Annotated in this window: 18 protein-coding genes; 16 read left to right on the forward strand and 2 right to left on the reverse strand. The window is 61.0% G+C overall.

Annotated features, from left to right (window positions below; all coding sequences use genetic code 11):
- The first annotated feature begins 17 nt into the window (after positions 1 to 17).
- Genes HMPREF3101_RS06470 through HMPREF3101_RS06480 form a run of 3 tightly spaced genes read left to right on the forward strand, consistent with a single transcriptional unit; the run spans position 18 to position 2659 of the window.
- Positions 18 to 764, forward strand: a complete 747-nt coding sequence (locus HMPREF3101_RS06470; RefSeq protein WP_070463771.1) for a phosphoglyceromutase — start codon at positions 18 to 20, stop codon at positions 762 to 764.
- A 21-nt stretch (positions 765 to 785) separates the two neighbouring features.
- A complete protein-coding gene (locus HMPREF3101_RS06475) occupies positions 786 to 1961 on the forward strand; it encodes a sensor histidine kinase (RefSeq protein ID WP_371327072.1) in 1176 nt (391 codons plus the stop codon).
- A gap of 8 nt (positions 1962 to 1969) precedes the next feature.
- A complete protein-coding gene (locus tag HMPREF3101_RS06480) occupies positions 1970 to 2659 on the forward strand; it encodes a response regulator transcription factor (protein ID WP_070463752.1) in 690 nt (229 codons plus the stop codon).
- Here the strand turns inward: HMPREF3101_RS06480 and HMPREF3101_RS06485 are convergent.
- A complete protein-coding gene (locus HMPREF3101_RS06485; RefSeq protein WP_070463753.1) occupies positions 2641 to 3525 on the reverse strand; it encodes a DUF3109 family protein in 885 nt (294 codons plus the stop codon). The two genes, HMPREF3101_RS06480 and HMPREF3101_RS06485, sit on opposite strands and share 19 nt — an antisense overlap.
- A 33-nt stretch (positions 3526 to 3558) precedes the next feature.
- Between HMPREF3101_RS06485 and HMPREF3101_RS06490 the strand changes: the two genes are divergently transcribed.
- The 5 genes from HMPREF3101_RS06490 (at position 3559) to HMPREF3101_RS11735 (ending at position 6841) form a co-directional block, all read left to right on the forward strand.
- A complete protein-coding gene (locus HMPREF3101_RS06490; protein ID WP_070463754.1) occupies positions 3559 to 4518 on the forward strand; it encodes a Ppx/GppA family phosphatase in 960 nt (319 codons plus the stop codon).
- Positions 4519 to 4524: 6 nt separating this feature from the next.
- Positions 4525 to 5361: a hypothetical protein gene (locus HMPREF3101_RS06495; protein ID WP_070463755.1), complete on the forward strand. Its 837-nt coding sequence runs from the start codon at positions 4525 to 4527 to the stop codon at positions 5359 to 5361.
- A 54-nt stretch (positions 5362 to 5415) separates the two neighbouring features.
- Positions 5416 to 6228, forward strand: coding sequence for a pyrroline-5-carboxylate reductase (gene proC / locus HMPREF3101_RS06500; RefSeq protein WP_070463772.1), 813 nt, complete (start codon positions 5416 to 5418; stop codon positions 6226 to 6228).
- Between the two features lie 155 nt (positions 6229 to 6383).
- Complete coding sequence (locus HMPREF3101_RS06505) at positions 6384 to 6575, forward strand: helix-turn-helix domain-containing protein (protein WP_052205496.1); 192 nt, start codon at positions 6384 to 6386, stop codon at positions 6573 to 6575.
- A 164-nt stretch (positions 6576 to 6739) separates the two neighbouring features.
- Positions 6740 to 6841, forward strand: coding sequence for a 30S ribosomal protein bS22 (locus HMPREF3101_RS11735; RefSeq protein WP_003855542.1), 102 nt, complete (start codon positions 6740 to 6742; stop codon positions 6839 to 6841).
- Positions 6842 to 6983: 142 nt separating this feature from the next.
- Here HMPREF3101_RS11735 and HMPREF3101_RS06510 read toward each other — a convergent pair whose 3' ends face one another.
- On the reverse strand, positions 6984 to 8003 hold the full coding sequence (locus HMPREF3101_RS06510) for an HAD family hydrolase (protein ID WP_070463756.1): 1020 nt from the start codon (positions 8001 to 8003) through the stop codon (positions 6984 to 6986).
- Positions 8004 to 8124: 121 nt separating this feature from the next.
- Between HMPREF3101_RS06510 and HMPREF3101_RS06515 the strand changes: the two genes are divergently transcribed.
- The 8 genes from HMPREF3101_RS06515 to HMPREF3101_RS06550 all read left to right on the forward strand — a co-directional run bounded on the left by HMPREF3101_RS06515 (position 8125) and on the right by HMPREF3101_RS06550 (position 17261).
- Positions 8125 to 8361 carry a glutaredoxin family protein gene (locus tag HMPREF3101_RS06515; RefSeq protein ID WP_070463757.1) on the forward strand — a complete coding sequence of 79 codons (237 nt, stop codon included), beginning with the start codon at positions 8125 to 8127 and terminating at the stop codon, positions 8359 to 8361.
- Positions 8362 to 8407: 46 nt separating this feature from the next.
- Complete coding sequence (locus HMPREF3101_RS06520; RefSeq protein ID WP_083280123.1) at positions 8408 to 9748, forward strand: glutamyl-tRNA reductase; 1341 nt, start codon at positions 8408 to 8410, stop codon at positions 9746 to 9748.
- Complete coding sequence (hemC, locus tag HMPREF3101_RS06525; protein WP_070463759.1) at positions 9749 to 10633, forward strand: hydroxymethylbilane synthase; 885 nt, start codon at positions 9749 to 9751, stop codon at positions 10631 to 10633. It abuts the gene before it with no gap.
- Between the two features lie 153 nt (positions 10634 to 10786).
- Positions 10787 to 12511 carry a bifunctional uroporphyrinogen-III C-methyltransferase/uroporphyrinogen-III synthase gene (locus tag HMPREF3101_RS06530; RefSeq protein ID WP_083280124.1) on the forward strand — a complete coding sequence of 575 codons (1725 nt, stop codon included), beginning with the start codon at positions 10787 to 10789 and terminating at the stop codon, positions 12509 to 12511.
- 10 nt (positions 12512 to 12521) lie between these two features.
- Positions 12522 to 13556, forward strand: coding sequence for a porphobilinogen synthase (gene hemB / locus HMPREF3101_RS06535; RefSeq protein WP_070463761.1), 1035 nt, complete (start codon positions 12522 to 12524; stop codon positions 13554 to 13556).
- Positions 13549 to 14169, forward strand: coding sequence for a hypothetical protein (locus HMPREF3101_RS06540; RefSeq protein ID WP_070463762.1), 621 nt, complete (start codon positions 13549 to 13551; stop codon positions 14167 to 14169). Before hemB ends, HMPREF3101_RS06540 begins: the two co-directional genes overlap by 8 nt.
- 12 nt (positions 14170 to 14181) lie before the next feature.
- Positions 14182 to 14691: a hypothetical protein gene (locus HMPREF3101_RS06545; protein ID WP_246816678.1), complete on the forward strand. Its 510-nt coding sequence runs from the start codon at positions 14182 to 14184 to the stop codon at positions 14689 to 14691.
- 17 nt (positions 14692 to 14708) lie between these two features.
- Positions 14709 to 17261: a heavy metal translocating P-type ATPase gene (locus tag HMPREF3101_RS06550; protein WP_070463764.1), complete on the forward strand. Its 2553-nt coding sequence runs from the start codon at positions 14709 to 14711 to the stop codon at positions 17259 to 17261.
- The last annotated feature ends 200 nt before the right edge of the window (positions 17262 to 17461 follow it).

The following is a 17461-nucleotide window of genomic DNA, read 5'->3' on the forward strand; positions in this document are numbered from 1 at the left end:
GTGGCATGCTTGAATGCATGGGTAACGGAAAGCTGATCCTGGTCCGTCACGGCCAGAGCGAATGGAACAAGTCGAATCAATTCACCGGTTGGGTAGACGTTGACCTGACCGAGCAGGGTGAGAGCGAGGCAGTCAACGCCGGCAAGCTCATGGTGGAAAAAAATGTCCTGCCGGACATCGTGTTCACCTCCCTGCTGCGCCGCGCAATCCGCACCGCAAACATTGCGCTGAACGCAGCAGATCGCCACTGGATTCCGGTGGTTCGCAACTGGCGTCTTAATGAGCGTCACTACGGCAAGCTACAGGGGCTGAACAAGGCAGAGATCCGCGACCAGTTCGGCGAAGAGCAGTTCATGTCTTGGCGCCGCTCCTACGACACCCCGCCACCAGCTATTGACACGGACAACGAGTACGCGCAGACCAATGACCCACGCTACGCGTTCCTGGAGGAAGTGCCGCGCACCGAGTGCCTCAAGGACGTGGTGGAGCGCTTCACCCCGTACTACGTGGACGTTATCCGCCCGGAGATCCTTGCCGGCAAGACGGTGATGGTTGCCGCACATGGCAACTCCCTGCGCGCGCTGGTGAAGTACCTGGACGGCATCTCTGATGAGGACATCGCTGGCCTGAACATCCCGACTGGCATGCCGTTGGTCTACGAGTTTGATGAGGACGGCCGTTTGGCCAACCCGGGCGGCACCTACCTCGACCCGGAGGCAGCAGCTGCCGGTGCCGCCGCTGTGGCAAACCAGGGCAAGAAGTAGCTCACTGGAGTTTGACTCGGTTTGGATGAAGTAACGCCGATTTTCGCGTTCCTGATCGGCGTCGCGTTCACCGCGGCCGCCGTATGGGCGCTGCGCACGTACCGCAGCTGGCGCGAGCGTATGTCGGATGACGATGATGCTGCACCAAGCCAGATCTCCACGGTCAGCCAGCTGCTGAACCTAGCGGTGCAGGGCTCGCCCACAGGCATTGCCATTTTCAACCGTGGTGCGCGGGTGATCATGTCGAATGCCCGCGCCCACGACATGTCCATCGTGCATGACCGCACCATCAACCCCGAGGTTTTGGACGCAGCGCAACTGGCGTTTGAAGATTTAGAAACCCACACGCTTGATCTGGACCTGCCGCGCCGAGCCACCGGCAGCCGTATCCGCAACGTGTCGGTGGTGGTCAAACCGCTGACGCTCACGCACAATTCGTACGTCATCGCGTATTGCACGGATGAGTCTGAGAACGTGCGCATGGAGGCGGCACGGCGTGATTTTGTTGCCAACGTTTCCCATGAGCTGAAAACGCCGGTTGGCGGCATGTCGCTGCTTGCGGAAGCACTCCTCCAAGACCCGGAGGATGCGGACATGGTGGAGCACTTCGGTGAGAAGTTGCTCAAAGAGTCCCACCGCATGGGCGAGATGATCACAGACTTGATCAACCTGTCCAAGCTCCAAGGTGCGGAGGCGCTGCCGGAGATGGTGCCCGTGAGCATTGACGCGGTGATTGATGAGGCGATTGAGCGCAACCACGTCAGCGCCGAAAATCGTGACATTGTGCTGACTCGCGGCGCCACCACGGGTGTTGAGGTGATGGGGGACCGCACGCTGTTGGTTGCTGCGGTGTCCAACTTGGTAGCCAACGCCATTAACTATTCGCCACACGGCAAGCAGGTGAGTGTTTCGCAGAAGGTGGTGCGTGAAAACGTGGTACTGGTGCGGGTAACTGACCGTGGCATTGGCATTGCACCGGAGGATCAGAAGCGCGTGTTTGAGCGTTTCTACCGTGTGGACAAGGCGCGTTCACGCTCAACGGGTGGTACTGGCTTAGGGCTAGCCATTGTGAAGCATGCGGTGGCAAACCATGGCGGTAACATCAAGTTGTGGTCGCGACCCGGCACAGGGTCCACGTTTACTATTGAGTTGCCTATTTACCAGCCGGAACAGCGGCAGGTCACCGGGAAGGACTGACAGTTAAAGTGACAACAATCCTGATCGTTGAAGACGAAGAATCTTTGGCGGAGCCGCTGGCGTACCTGCTGAAAAAGGAAGGGTTTGACACAGTCTGGGCGGCCGATGGTACGGCTGCGCTTGCGCAGTTCGACGAGGACAGCATTGACTTAGTGCTGCTGGACTTGATGCTGCCGGGCATGAGCGGCACGGATGTGTGCCGCAAGCTGCGCGCTGAGTCGGATGTGCCCATCATCATGGTCACGGCACGCGACTCTGAGATTGACAAGGTTGTTGGCCTTGAGCTGGGTGCGGATGATTACGTGACTAAGCCCTATTCCACCCGCGAGCTGGTCGCCCGCATTCGTGCGGTGTTGCGCCGCGGCCCGGAGGTGGAGGGTGCGGATGAGTTTGATGACCGCATTGTTGAGGGCGGCCGTGTGCGCATGGATGTGGAGCGCCACACGGTAACGGTGGATGGTCAGCCCGTGGCGATGCCGCTGAAAGAGTTCGATCTTTTGGAGTATCTGATGCGCAATTCCGGCCGCGTGCTTACTCGCGGCCAGCTGATTGAGCGCATCTGGGGTGCGGATTATGTGGGCGATACCAAGACGTTGGATGTGCACGTCAAACGCTTGCGCACCAAGATTGAGCGGGAGCCGTCGCGCCCGACTCAGCTGGTTACGGTCCGCGGTTTGGGCTACAAGTTTGAGGCTTGAGTTGCCGCAGGGTGCCTTTGCTTAGCGACGTCCGGCGCCAACCCCCTCGCCTCACAATGCGCGGCTAGTACCGCATAGGGTGCCTCGCCGATAAGTGCGATGAGCTCCTCTTTCATGGAACGCCAGACGGGGATAGCGTCAGCGTCGCCACGCGGGGCGTGACAGGAGGGTGCGCCACTGCACCACCAGTCGAAGTCCTCGCCACCTGAGCCCCACTGGCGGCGGTCGTACTCACCGATGGTGGTGCGAAGGATTTCTTGGCCGTCGGGGCGCTCCTCGTAGGCGTCTTCACGCGAGAAAGGCACCTGCCAGCACACCTCAGGTTTGGAGCCGACAATATTTTTACCCGCCGCCATGGCGTACTGGTGCAGGGCACAGCCCGGGCCGGTGGGGTGGCCGTTACGGTTGGCAAAGATACAGCCGCCGTCAACCACCTTGGTTTTTATGTTGTCTTCTTCATCCCACTCAAGCCACGGCTCGAGCTCAGTGATGTCCCCGTTGGCTAGAAACGAGTCCGTGTCTTTCGGGCGCAGCTGCCAATACTTCGCTGGCAACTCCGCCACCGCGTTATAGAGGTCATCGCGATCCTGCTCATCCGCCATATAGGCGCCGTGGTTGCAGCAGCCAACCTCACGGATCTCCTCATGCATGCCCAGGCACTCCGACGTGCCGAAACGGCACGACCAGGTGGACTCCACCCAGGTCAAGTCAATGCTAAAAGAGTGCAGTGGGTCTTCCGGGTGCACGAACTCGAACCACTCGCGGGGGAAATCAGGCGGTACTTCACGCCCCGCCGCGATGGATTTACCCGCGGGCGAGCTTGCAGGAAAACCTAAGAAAACTTCATTCGGGGCTGGTTGATTCACACCGAAGCACCTTATAACCGTTACGCTTGATGTGTGCGTTTAGGTGTATTGGATGTAGGCAGCAACACCGTCCACTTGGTGGCGGTGGACGCTCACTCAGGGGCGCGCCCCACCCCAATGTCTGACTGGAAGCAGCCGCTGCGGCTGGTTGAGCTTCTGGACAAAAAGGGAAACATTGAGGACAAAGGGGTGGAAAAGCTCATCAGCGTTGTACAAGAGGCCGCAGACCTTGCGGGCAACCTGAAGTGCGACGAGTTCCACGGGTTTGCCACCTCCGCGGTGCGCTCCGCCACCAACTCGGCGGAAGTGCTCAAGGCCGTGGAGAAGAAAACCGGCGTCAAACTGCGTGTCCTGAGTGGTGAAGAAGAGGCGCGCCTGACGTTTCTGGCCACCCGCCGCTGGTACGGCTGGTCTGCCGGCCGCATCACCAACTTAGACATCGGCGGCGGCTCTTTGGAGCTGGCCACCGGCACCGAGGAAGTACCGGATCTGGCAGTGTCGCTGGATCTGGGTGCGGGCAGGTTGACCCACGAGTGGTTCGACACCGATCCGCCGGAGCGCAAAAAGATCAACCTGCTGCGCGACTACATTGATGCCGAACTTGCTGGCCCCGCAGAGAAGTTCCGCGCGATGGGCGAAACCGGCCTGGCCGTGGGCACGTCGAAAACGTTCCGCTCACTGGCACGCCTGACCGGTGCCGCACCATCCTCCGCTGGCCCCTACGTCAAACGAACCTTGACCGCGCCGGGCCTGCGCCAGCTCATCGCGTTCATTTCCCGCATGACCGCGGCTGACCGTGCCGAGTTGGAAGGCATCAGCACGGACCGCTCCCACCAGATCGTGGCGGGCGCGCTTGTTGCGGAAGCTGCTATGCGCGCCCTAAACATTGATAAGTTGGAGATCTGTCCGTGGGCTCTGCGCGAAGGCGTGATCTTGAAACGCATCGATATTGACACCGCAGGCACCGCCGCGGCGATGGATGAAGGAGTTTAGCTAAAGATGTCTGAGCCAAAAAAGCTCACCGTTGCGGAGATCCTCGCCCGCGCACAGAAGGAGAATCCCGAGCTTGGTACCCGCCGTCGCCGTCGCCGAAGTCTTGAAGACGGTGGTGTGTCCGTCGCCGAACTGACCGGCTCCATAAAGAAAGTCGAGGCTAAGCCAGCGGAGTCGCGGCACTCCAGCGTTCCTATCGACGCACCGGCCAAGCCCGCGGCACCGGCCAAACCTGCCGAGCCTGCCGAGCCTGCGGCACCGGTCAAACCTGCCGAGCCTGCCGAGCCGGCGACACCGGCCAAGCCTGCCGAGCCTGCGGCACCCGCTGCCGCACCGCAGGGTGAACCGAAAGCTGAGCAGCCTGAGGTGGAGCAGGCTGAGCAGCCTGAGGTGGAGAAGCCTGAGCCGAAGAGGGTTGAGCGCGCTTCGGAATACGAGACCGCGGTAATCAAGAAGGTCTCCGATGCGCCAGCAGCACCGAAACCTGCGCCGATCGTTGATTTGGACGCCGCACCGAGCAAGGTCGAAGAACTCGAAGAGCTCGACGCGACCGAAGACACCGAAAACACCGAAAACACCGAAAACACCGAAGAGGCCGGAATCAACCCGATCACCCTAGTGCTGATGGTGTTCCTCGGCGTTGTCCTGGGCATCCTCGGCTTCATGCTGTTTAAATGGCTGTGGACTAGCACTTCTACAGCCGTGGCGGCCACCCTTGGCGCGATTACGGTGGCCGGTTCCATGTATGCGGCGCGTGCAATTGGCACTGGCCGTGACTGGCTGTCGGTTGGTCTCGCAGGCGTAGCGGCCGTCGTGATCGCGTTTGGTCCGGCGCTGCTCTAGCCGCTCTTCCAACACACTCACCACAAAAAGGGGTACCTAGTGCAGAATGCCGACGTGCAAAAAATCGCCGTTTTGGGCGCGGGCAATATCGGCGAGGCGTTGATCGCAGGCCTATTGAACTCCGGCATTGACCCGAACCATATTGTGGCGACGAATAGGTCGGAGGAGGCGTCGGCAAGCATCGCCCAGAGATACGGGGTGCTTACTGAGACTGACAACCGTGCCGCCGTGGATGAGGCCGATGTGGCGGTGCTGTGCGTCAAGCCGGCGCAGCTTTCGCAGCTGCTCCAGGAGATCGGGGAGCAGGTAGACCGCAATGACGCGCCCACAGTGCTGGTATCCATGGCTGCTGGGGTGTCGCTTGCCGCGATGCAGGATGCCATTTCTACCGCCGGCGCTCCCATCGCGCGCGTCATGCCAAACACCCCCATGCTGGTAGGCAAGGGCGTGCTTGCAGTTGCTTATGGACGCTACGTTGACGACGAACAACGCACCCTCATCCATGACCTGCTCCAGGCGGCCGGGAAAGTCGTCGAAGTCCACGAATCGCAATTGGATGCCGTCACGGCGATCTCCGGATCCGGGCCCGCCTACTACTTTTTGATGACCGAGGCACTCGTGGATGCAGGGGTAGCGCTTGGCCTCAACCGTGAGCTGGCAACCGAGCTGGCGGTATCCACTGCGGCGGGCGCTGGCGCGATGCTGGAAGGCGAATATACGCCAGCGGAGCTGCGTGCGGCAGTCTCCTCACCTGCGGGAACAACGGTTGCCGCTATCCGTGAGCTGGAAGAGTCCGGACTGCGTGGCGCCTTGTACCGGGCCACTGAGGCATGCGCGGAGCGTTCCGCGGAACTTGGGAACCACTAGTCACACACGTTCACTTCGATTCACTTCTGAAATTTCTTACCCCATAAGTCGCGCGCGGCACACCGTTCACGGTAAGCTCGTTCAAGCACGTGCGTGTCCGTCCTGTGGGAGGGGAAGCCTACAGCGCGCCTACCGTGCGGAAGGTTAAAAAAATTATGGCAAGTGAAGAGAAGGGCAAGTTCCTTACCGTCGCGGAAGTCGCGGAGATCATGCGCGTTTCCAAGATGACCGTCTACCGCCTCGTGCACTCCGGTGAACTTCCGGCCGTGCGCGTGGGCCGCTCGTTCCGTGTGAACGAGACCGCGGTTAATGAGTACCTCGAGTCCTCGGTGTACGACGTCGGATAAGGCCTCCTGCCTATCTACACCCCAAGTCCGGCACCTCCCCTTAGTCAGCGGAGGTGCCGGACTTTTTGTCCTGAACAGCCACCCCTGTATGCTATTTAGCATTCTCACCGGCCTGGCCTGCCGGAGAACGAGTACATGTACCGATATAGAAACGAGGAAACCCAGTGGGTTCAGTAATTAAGAAGCGCCGCAAGCGTATGTCCAAGAAGAAGCACCGCAAGATGCTCCGCCGTACTCGTGTGCAGCGTCGTAAACTTGGCAAGTAAGTCTTTACATTGGGCCCGCTCTGGTTGGAGCGGGCCTTTTTGCTGGCCTAAAGAAAACCCTGACAAATCTGACAAAACAGGCGACCGGTTTTAGACGCGACCTGGGGAAACGCAAATGGCGTTGTCACATTTGTCAGGGGCCCTAGCTGCGGCGCCGGGCAATCCTTAGCGCTGCACCAATAACGCCAGCGGCAGCGATGGCCGGGATGGCGTAGGAGCGGATGAGGCGGCGCATGGACCGGTAGTCCCGAATCTCCCAGCCGCGCTGCTTAGCGTGCTGCCGCAACTGACGGTCCGGGTTGATGGCCACGGCGGAGCCAACCATCTCTAGCATCGGTAGATCATTGATGGAATCGGAGTAGGCGGTGCAACGCTCCAGATCCAACTGTTGGAGGGCAGCAAGTGCCGCAACGGCGTGTTGCTTACCCGGTCCGTGGAGGATGTCGCCGACTAGGCGGCCGGTGAAAACGCCGTCTTCCTCCTCAGCAACCGTGCCAAGTGCGCCGGTGAAGCCGAGGCGCTCTGCCAGTGCCTGGCCAATCTGGACAGGTGTTGCGGAAACCAACCACACCTGTTGGCCTGCGGCGAGGTGCATAGCGCCGAGTTCTACGGTGCTTTGGTACGCCTTGGTTAGCATGTGGTGATCCACAATCTCTGCGCAGAGCTCCTTGAGCTCAGCGACGGACTTGCCCTTGACCAGGCCTAAGGCTTGCTCGCGGCCGGAGGCGATGTCGTCAGCGTTTTCGGATCCGGACACGCGGTATTTCACTTGCTTGACCAAGGCTGGGAAAATCTCACGCAGCGTGATGTAGCGGCGCTTAGCCAGCTGCTGGCCGAGCAGGATGAGGGAGGAGCCCTGGATCAGGGTGTTGTCGATGTCAAAGAACGCTGCCGCGCCGGGGTCTTGAGGGATGTCCGGGTCTGGCTGGTTGAGCTTTGGGCGCCCGGCGGTGGCAAAGGCGCCACCGACGGAATCAACACCAAGGGTGAATTCTTCAATGCCAATGCCAAAGGTTTCTTCGATGGCGGCTGCTGCGGCGGCTTCGCCGGCGGCGCGCTGCGCTTCGGCGTCGAGTGGCGGCAGTGCCAGGTCCTCAAAGAAGCGGCGCAGGTTGCCGTGGGAGACGGACCACTGGGCAAGGAGTTCACTGGGCTCGGCCATGGGGTTCCTCGGTTGCGGTTGAGGTTGGTGCTCTAGCTGTCTGTTAGCAGCTGTCTGTTAGCGTTAACGAGTTAACTCGCACATCGTACCTAACAAAGCAAGAACTGGAGGACTCTAAGGGATGAGGACTGTAGAACTCATGGTCAGGCAGGGTTGCGGTTCGTGTGTGAGGGTCGAGGGGGAGGTTCGGCGGGTCGTCGATAAGCATGAAGCCCTCATGCGAGTTGTGGATGTGGATACGGACCCTGAGCTGGCAATGGAATACGGGGACCGGGTGCCCGTTGTGGTGATTGACGGTGATGAGTTCGCGTGCTGGGAAGTGGATGCGAACGAGTTGGACGCAGAGCTTCGCCGTTAGAGGGCTATACTTTAGTTTGATTTTTTGGTGAGTTGGAGGAGATTGGGTGAGCGTACTCGTTGTGGGGATGTCCCATCGCTCGGCTCCTGTCGCGTTGCTTGAACGGCTGAGTATGGATGAGGCGGTGCAGGACACGACTGCAACAGCGTTGGTGGCGCAGCCCTCTCTCAGTGAAGCAATGATCATTTCCACCTGTAACAGGCTGGAGATTTACGCTGTTGCGAATGCATTCCACGTTGGTGTGGAAGATGTGTTGCAGGTGCTGGCTGACGTCTCTGGCGTCAGTGAGGCAGAGCTGCGCGGCTATCTGTACGTGCGCTACGCGGACGCGGCTGCAGAGCACGTGTTCTCAGTGGCCTCTGGGCTGGACTCCATGGTGGTGGGTGAGCAGCAGATTATTGGCCAGGTACGTGCGGCGTATCTGGATGCGGCAGAGCGCGGCACGGTTGGACCGACGCTGCATTCGCTCGCGCAGAGCGCGTTGCATACGGGCAAGCGCGTGCACACGGAAACCGCGATCGATGAGGCCGGTGGGTCCATGGTCACCTTCGCCTTGGATGAGGCGATGGCGGAGATGGGCGTAGATTCGCTTGAGGGGCACACGGCCCTGGTATTGGGTGCTGGCGCGATGAGTTCTTTGGCCGCAACGCAGCTGGGGAGGCGCGGTGTGGACAAGCTGATCATTGCCAACCGCACGCGTTCCAATGCTGAGCGGCTCGCGGAGCACGCGCGGGAAGCTGGCGTGCCTGCGGAAGTGGTGGATTTCAACGCCCGCGCAGGTGCGATTTCGCGTGCTGACATCACGGTTTCTGCCACGGCGTCTGACGGCTTCACCATCACTGCGGAGGACCTTTCGGGGCCGACGATGTTGGTTGATTTGTCGCTGCCGCGCGACATTGCAGATGATGTGGCAACACGCGAGGGCGTGCGCCTGATCAACATTGAGTTTTTGCACAAGAAGCGCACTGCTGAGGGGGATTCGGCGGATGTTGTGGCGGTGCAAAACGCCAAGGAGATTGTGTCTGAGCAGGTTCGGGAGTTTTCCTCCCAGCAGCGCGTGCGCGAGGTGGCGCCGGCGGTGGCTCGGCTTCGCAGTAGCGCCACCGAGGTCCAGGAATTCGAGTTGGAGAAACTCAGGGCCAGGCTTGTCAACGTTAGCGAGGACGACTTTGCCCAAATCCAACGCACCGTGCGCCGGGTAGTGGACAAGTTGCTGCACACGCCGACGGTGAAGATTAAGGAGCTGGTGGCTACAACGGACACTGTTAGCGTGGATACGGTGTTTGAGGAGTTGTTCGGCTTGGGCCGTCCACCGGTTGCCGTTGATGCGGGGAGCCTGCCGCGCCCGGAAGAAATGCAGGCAAAAAAGCAGGTCAAGGAGCTGTAAATGTTGCGCATTGGTACTCGTGGATCTCACCTTGCTACTACCCAGGCAGGACACGTCAGGGACTGGCTGATTGCAGGTGGTGCCTCGGCGGAGCTGCACATTGTGACCACCCCTGGTGATTTGTCGCAGGCGCCGGTTGAGCGCATTGGCGTGGGCGTGTTTACGTCCGCGCTGCGTGATGCGTTGTTTGCGGGTGAGGTGGATGTTGCCGTGCACTCGTTTAAGGATTTGCCGACCGCGCCGGAGCCGCGCGCGCACCTGATTGTGCCGAAGCGTGAGGACAACCGTGAGGCACTGATTGCCCGTGACGGTTTGACGTTGGCCGAGCTGCCTGAGGGTGCGAAGGTTGGCACCTCGGCGCCGCGCCGCATCTCGCAGCTGCGCGCTATGCGCCCTGACCTGGATATTCGTCCGCTGCGTGGCAACATTGAGCGACGCATGAGCTTTGTTACCTCGGGTGAGTTGGACGCGATCATGTTGGCATATGCGGGGCTGAGCCGCGGCGGCTACGCGGACCGCGCAACCGAGGTGTTTTCGCCGGAGGTGCTGGTGCCGGCCCCGGCGCAGGGCGCGCTGGCTGTAGAGTGCCGCGCGGGCGATGCGGAAAACGCCGCACGCATTGATGCGCTGGCTTGCCCGGACGCCACCGTCCAGGCCACGGCGGAGCGTCAGGTGCTGGCCACACTGCAGGCGGGGTGCACCGCGCCGGTTGCGGCTCACGCAGCGCTGGATGGTGACGCGCTGACGCTGACCGCGGGCGTATTCGCCCTCGACGGCTCGAAGCAGATTGTGGAAACCCAGACTGGGCAGCGCTCGAATCCGGTAGCGCTTGGCCAATCTGTTGCGGAAGCGTTGGTGGCACGCGGCGCAATGCCGTTGATGTAAAACGTATATAAAAAACACAGGCGTTTTTGAATCCTGGGCACTCCACTTTAAGGTGGAGATACCAAACGCTTTCACGTCTCGGCACAGCGGGGTGGCATAACGGCACCCTCGTCCGCGCCGAGACAACTATTTGTGCCTAGAAAAGTTCACTGTATGACAAAGATCATCTTCGTCGGGGCAGGCCCGGGAAACCCTGATCTGCTGACCATCCGTGCACGCGAGGTGCTGGAATCCAATGCTATCGCGTTGGTTGAACCGGAGGTCTCTCAGGGGGTCCGTAACGTCGTTGCGGCAGGTCTTCCCGTCCCCCAGTCCAAGCTCGACGCGGCAAACGCGGAGTATGAGCAAATGGTGCTTGAGGCAAAACAGGCTGGTGCGCGCCGTAAACCTGCGCGTCCAGAGTTGCCAACGGCGGCTGAGCTTGAGGAGTTGGCTGCGGGGGTTGACGGGGTCGTAGATAAGCTAAAAGCAGCCCTTGAGCAGGCGAAAGCACTGTATGAGCAGGGCGACGGGGGCGACGGTGATGTGGTGCGCCTAGTCAGCGGCAACCCGCTGACGCGTGATTCAGTCATGGCGGAAGTATCCGCTGTTGCTGCCGCCGGCCTAGAGTTCCAGGTGGTGCCGGGCATGAGCCTGCCGTCCACCGTGCCTTCCTTCGCCGGCATTGCGCTGGGCTCAACCTACACCGAGGCGGACCTGGCTAATGAGACCGTGGACTGGGATCAGCTGGCCACCGCGCCGCAGCCGCTGGTGCTCCAGGCAACGCAGGAGCACCTGCCACAGATGGCTAAGGAGCTGATGGATCGCGGTTTTGCGGCTAGCACTCCAGTGGCGGTGACTACGCACGGGACGACCCGCCTGCAGCGCACGTTTGACGCGACGCTGCAGACCGTAGCCAAGCTTGACGCGGAGCTGACCGGCTCGCTGGTGGTGACGTTGGGCACGGTGCCGGATGAGCGTGCGAAGTACTCCTGGTGGGAAAACCGCCCGCTGTACGGCTGGCGTGTGCTTGTGCCGCGCGCCAAGGAGCAGGCTGGGCCGATGAGCGCGCGGTTGAGCTCCTATGGTGCAATCCCGCAGTCGGTACCAACTATCTCCATGGAGCCGCCGCGCAACCCTGCGCAGATGGATCGGGCGATCAAGGGCATTGTTGAGGGCCGCTACCAGTGGGTGGTGTTTACCTCTGTCAACGCGGTTGATGCGGTGTGGGACAAGTTTGCTGAGCTGGGCTTGGATGCGCGTTCCTTTGCCGGCGTCCACTTGGCTGCAGTGGGGCAGAAGACTGCGGATGCTGTGCGTGCCCGCGGCATGATGCCGGAGCTGTTGCCGCACCGCACGAAGCAGAACGCGGCTGGCCTGGTTGAGGTCTTCCCGGAGTACGTCGAGGACATTGACCCGGTTTCGCGTGTGCTGCTGCCGCGCGCTGACCTGGGCACGGACGTGTTGGTGGACGGCCTTGTGGAGAAGGGCTGGGAGGTAGATGACGTGGTGGCGTACCGCACCGTACGTGCCGCCCCGCCTGCGCCTGAGGTACGCGACATGATCAAGACCGGCGGTTTTGACGCTGTGTGCTTCACCTCTGCATCCACCGTGAAGAACCTGGTGGGCATTGCTGGCAAGCCGCACCAGCGCACCATCATCGCCTGCATTGGCCCCATGACGGCGGCTGAGGCGAAGGAGCAAGGCCTGCGTGTGGACGTGGTGCCGGAGGTTGCAGATGTGCCCTCGCTTGTAGACGCCTTGGCGGAGCACGTTGCCGAACTACGCGCTGCTGGTCAGTTGCCGCCGCCTCGGAAGAAGCGTCGTGCGCGGCGGAAACCAGCCGAAGTAGAGAAGGCTGCTGCAGCAGGTGCGGACGGAGTTGCGAGCGGGGAATAGGATGGGGCGCATGTCTGTTGACTCCGCTATTGACCTGAACATGCTGCGCCGCCCGCGGCGCCTGCGCCAAAACCCGAAGATCCGTGAGCTGACGGCTGAAACCCGCCTCCACCCGGCGGATTTCATCCTGCCGCTGTTTGTTGCAGACGGCATTGATGCGAAACGCGAGATTTCCTCCATGCCGGGTGTGTACCAGCACACCACAGACAGCCTGAAGGCCATCTGCCACGAGGCGTTGGAAGCCGGCGTGACGTGCGTGGACCTCTTTGGCGTTCCGCGCGATGAGGATAAGGACGCCACGGGTTCGGTGTCCTGGGATGAAAACGGCATTCTGAACCGGAACCTGACTGCGCTGCGCGAGGAGTTCGGCGACGACCTACTGATCATGGCAGACACCTGCTTAGATGAGTTCACGGATCACGGACACTGCGGCGTGTTAGAGAAAGACCGTTTTGGCCAGGAGATCGTGGCTAATGACGCAACGCTTGAGCTCTACGTGAAGATGTCGCTGGCCCAAGCCGCCGCAGGTGCCCACATTGTGAGCCCATCCGGAATGATGGACGGCCAGGTCGCTGTCATCCGAGAGGCGCTGGATAGCGCTGGCTACCAGGATGTGGCGATTATGGCGTACTCCGCGAAGTACGCCTCCAAGTTCTTCGGCCCGTTCCGCGACGCGGTCGGCTCCTCGCTGAAGGGCGATCGCCGCACGTACCAACAGGACCCGGCAAACATTCGGGAGTCCATCCTGGAAACGCAGCTGGATATTGATGAGGGTGCGGACTTTGTCATGGTGAAGCCCGCCATGCCGTACTTGGACGTGTTGGCCAAGGTGGCGGAGATGTCGCCAGTGCCGGTTGCTGCCTACCAGGTCTCTGGTGAGTACGCGATGTTGGTTGCCGCAGGCCAGAACGGCTGGATCGACTTTGAAGAAACCATGATGGAATCTCTCATTGGCATCAAGCGTGCTGGCGCTAACCAGATTCTGACGTACTACGCCATTGAGGCTGCCAAGCGCCTCAACCAAGCAGGGGGCGTGCGTGGTTAGTCTGCCGCCAGGCCCCCCAGGGCCGAAAGGTCCCACAAACAACCCCAACTCCGCCTCGCACGTTGCCCCGGAGGCAGCCCGTGGCGGGAAGCCGGAAACGGTGCGCTACATGCTGGCGTGCTGGGCGTTCATGATTGGTGGTGAGTTGCTGCACCAGGCTTTGGCCGTGGTTTCGCTGCTGATGGACCCCGCCGAATTGATTGCGTCAGCTAAGGAAGCCTCGAAGCAGACCGGGGCCATGTCCGGAGCCATGTCCGAGGGGTTGATGAACGTTGCGGTGTGGGGATCTGTTGCACTGATGGCGTTGATTCAGCTGAGTGTTTTGGCGTTGTTTGCGTTTGCGTTGGCGTCTATAAGCAGGCAGCGCAAAATGGCAGGAACCGCACGCAGGCTGCTGATGGTGTTTTCTGTGTTCTTTGCACTTCGCGCGTTGATGGTGTTTGCCATGCGCCCAGCCAGCACGACGGTGCCGCTTGCGTTCTACGCTTTCGATGGGGTTATCCAGATCATGCTTGGCGTGGCGGGCGCACTCGGCCTGTTCTACGCTTCTCAGAAGGAATCGGTTGTTTGGGTAGACGCCGGCACCGGCAAAAACGGAGCTAAAGGAGCCTAAAACGTGGCGGGCATGTTTCCAACGATGGTTGCGGACCCGAATGACCGCAACCGCAGGCATACAGATGCGGCGGGTGAGACCTGGCCAACGCCGCTGAAGGTGGCGTATTGGCTGGTTGTTGCTGCCGCAGTGCTGATGTTGGTCACGGCCGTTGACCTGTTTGCCACTGTGTTCCTAGGGTTCCTAGGCACCTACCTGCCGCCGGACCTTGACACTGACGTGACCAAATCCCTGCTGTTGAACACGCGCATTGTTGCGGTGGGCAACATTGTGTTGGCCTTGGGGTTGGCGGCGTGTGCGGCGTTTTTTGAGCGCGGTTCAAAGCGTGCGCGCCGCTTCGCTTCTGTGCTGGTCATGCTCGCCGTGTTTATAAACTTGGCCGGTTTTTTCGTGCACGCAGTTGGTTTTGCGGCATTTGTCATTGTGATCCTGCTGGCGTTTGCTGGTTTCTTTATGTTCCGGCCGGCGGCGAATGCTTTTGTTGATCACCGCAGCGGGGATCTGTGGGAAGGGTTGCGTTAAAGCGCGCAAGGTGAATCATGTCAGTTTCTGAAGATCTTTCCCGTTCGATTGAGCTCGCCCGCGATGCCGCGCGGCTTGCCGGAGTTGAGACCGGCGGGCAGAGCTTGCGTAATAGGGATGGCGATGATGACCACCAACATCGCAACATCTCCTATGCCTTTGAACTCGTAGGTGTGGAGGATGCTCCACAGCTGGCGGACATTGAGGAGGCGTTGGAGGAGATCCCAGGCGTGATCGCGCGCATGGTGTATCCGACGTCAATGGCGTGGATTACCGCGCCGTCTGATGTGCATCCGGAGCAGTTGGAGAACATCATCCGGGCGTTTGGTGTGGATCCGGTGATGACGGATACCACCCTGCAGCGCCAGGCGTTGCTGCAGGATGCGGTGGAGCCGCGCTCGCCGCGCAAGAGTACGCGTGGGATGTCGGTGCGTATCCGCCGCCGGCGCAGGGATGCGCAGGCGAGTTTAAGTGCCGCTCGTGATGCTGGTTTTGTGCGCCGTTCGCGCACGCCGTCTAGTTCAAATGACGTGCTGTTTACCGCCCGCGACTTGGTTACGCCGGCGAGGTTGATCACGGCAGTGGTGTTGTCGCTGCCGGTGATTGTGCTCAGTTACTCGCCTGCGGTGCAGTTCCCGGGCTGGCAGTGGCTGTGTTTGGCGCTGACTACGCCGGTGGCGTTGTGGTGCGCTTTCCCGTTCCACCGCGCGATGGCTGGTGGCGTTCGCCGTGGCCTTTCGGCATTGGATGGCGCGAGCTCGGTTGCTGTGCTTGCGGCGTATGTCTGGTCCGTTGTAGCACTGTTGTTTACCCCTGCAGGTGAGCTCGGTTGGGTCTCTGCCACGGGGTGGACGCCCACACGGCGTGGGGATGAGATGGATCTCTTCTTAGACGTCGCCTGCGGTGTCACAGCGCTGCTGTTGGTGGGACGTTTTTACGCGAAGCGTGCTGGTGCGTCGTTGGTGGATCAGATGGCGTTGTTTACTCCGCCCTCAGATACGGAATACAACGTGATTCGCCGTGGGCACGGTGATGAGGAAATCCTGCCGCTGTCTGAGATCAACCGCGGCGATGACGTGGAGGTAGGCCCCGGCCAGAGCATCCCCGTAGACGGCGAGGTGGTTGGCGGCTCGGCCCATCTGGATCACGTGCTGGTTGGCGTGGATGCGGAACCGAACGTGAAGGTGGGCGATGAGGTCGCCGCCGGGGCGTTGGTTGACCGCGGCAAGATCAAAGTCCGCGCACGCCGCACCGGCCATGCGACCAAGTGGGCGTGGGTGAGCCGTTGGGTGGAGGAGGCGTCGCGTCGAGAAAACGCTGCGACGATGATGTCCACGCGTTCGGCCGGCATGATGATCCCGGCCGCGTATGCGCTGGCAGTGATTGATTTTGGGCTTTGGTGGCTTATCGACGGCAACATCAACGCCGCCTTCTCCACCGCCCTTGCCATCCTGGCCGTAGTTGCACCGGTGGCGCTGGCTATTTCACCCGCACTGGCGATCCGCCACGGCATTGAAGCGGCGGCGCGCCACGCGATTTTGGTGCGCGATGGTGCAACGCTGCGCAAGTGTGAAGAAGTGGACACGGTGGTGTTTAACCGCGTGGGCACTCTGGTGGAACCGGAGATGACCGTAGAGACGGTCACTGCCGCGGAAGGCGAGGACACCGAGGTGGTACTCCTCGTTGCGGCGGCGCTCTTGGTGGAGTCCAACCACCCCTCTTCACGTGCGATTGTTGCCGCTGCACGTGAGGCGAAGGGCCACGGTGCACCGTGGCGTGTGGATCTGGAAGAGTCCACCCTTCACCAGGACGGCACCACCACTGGGCGCGTGACCCTGCGTCCCGTGGTTGATGGGCGTGCGGCGGATGATGATGAGGCCACCCACCTCGACGCTGAGCTGTGGCGCCCCACCAACCTGTCGCGCCTGAAGGGGCGCTTGGCGCTGGCGGCGGTTAGCGGCGGTGCGCCGATTGTGGTGCGTTGGAAGAACCGCGACCGAGGTGTGATCACGCTGCATGACCCGGAGAAGCAGGATGCGGCGGATGCGGTTGATCGTCTAGAAGCAATGGGCACCACCACTGTGATGCTGACGCGTGACACGTATGCGGTGGGGCGCCGGTTTGCCAACATGCTGGGCATATCCTCGGTGCTGGCAGGAGTTACCGCGCATGACAAGGCGGGTGCCGTTCGCCAACTGCACAGCCGTGGGGCAAACGTGGCCATGGTGGGTGGCCTGTCAGTGCTGGACGTTATTGAGGTCGGAGACCTTGGCGTTTTGTATGCCGAGGAGGATTTCTTCGAAAGCAACATGAAGAAAAACACCGAGCTTGAGGTTGACGCGCTGGTAATGCGTGATGACGTGATGGCAGTGCCACAACTGCTTGAGCACGGCCGACGCGTCTCTCGCATCATTGACTCCAACATGGCGTTCGCCCTGATCTATAACGCGTTAGCTGTGGGGCTGGCCATGACCGGTGTGCTGCCGCCGATGGGCGCCACCCTGGTCATGCTTGGTAGCTCTTTGATCATCGGGCAGCGCTCCTCGCGCGCGGGGCGTTTCCCGTCCTAAATTTCCCGCGGTAAAGGTGCTGAAGGATCTGAAGTAGGCTTGTAAGCCATGACCAGACGTGGGCTTGTTACCTGACTTGGTTCACGGGTAGGTGATGAAGATCATCCTTGACATTGTGGCCTGTGGGGTTGTGGCCTGTGGGTTTGGGGTCTTATCGGCCGCAACTACCGTAGCCTTGGTCAAACTTCAAACCATCAGCG

The sequence above is a fragment of the Corynebacterium sp. HMSC29G08 genome (assembly GCF_001806875.1).
GTDB lineage: Bacteria > Actinomycetota > Actinomycetes > Mycobacteriales > Mycobacteriaceae > Corynebacterium.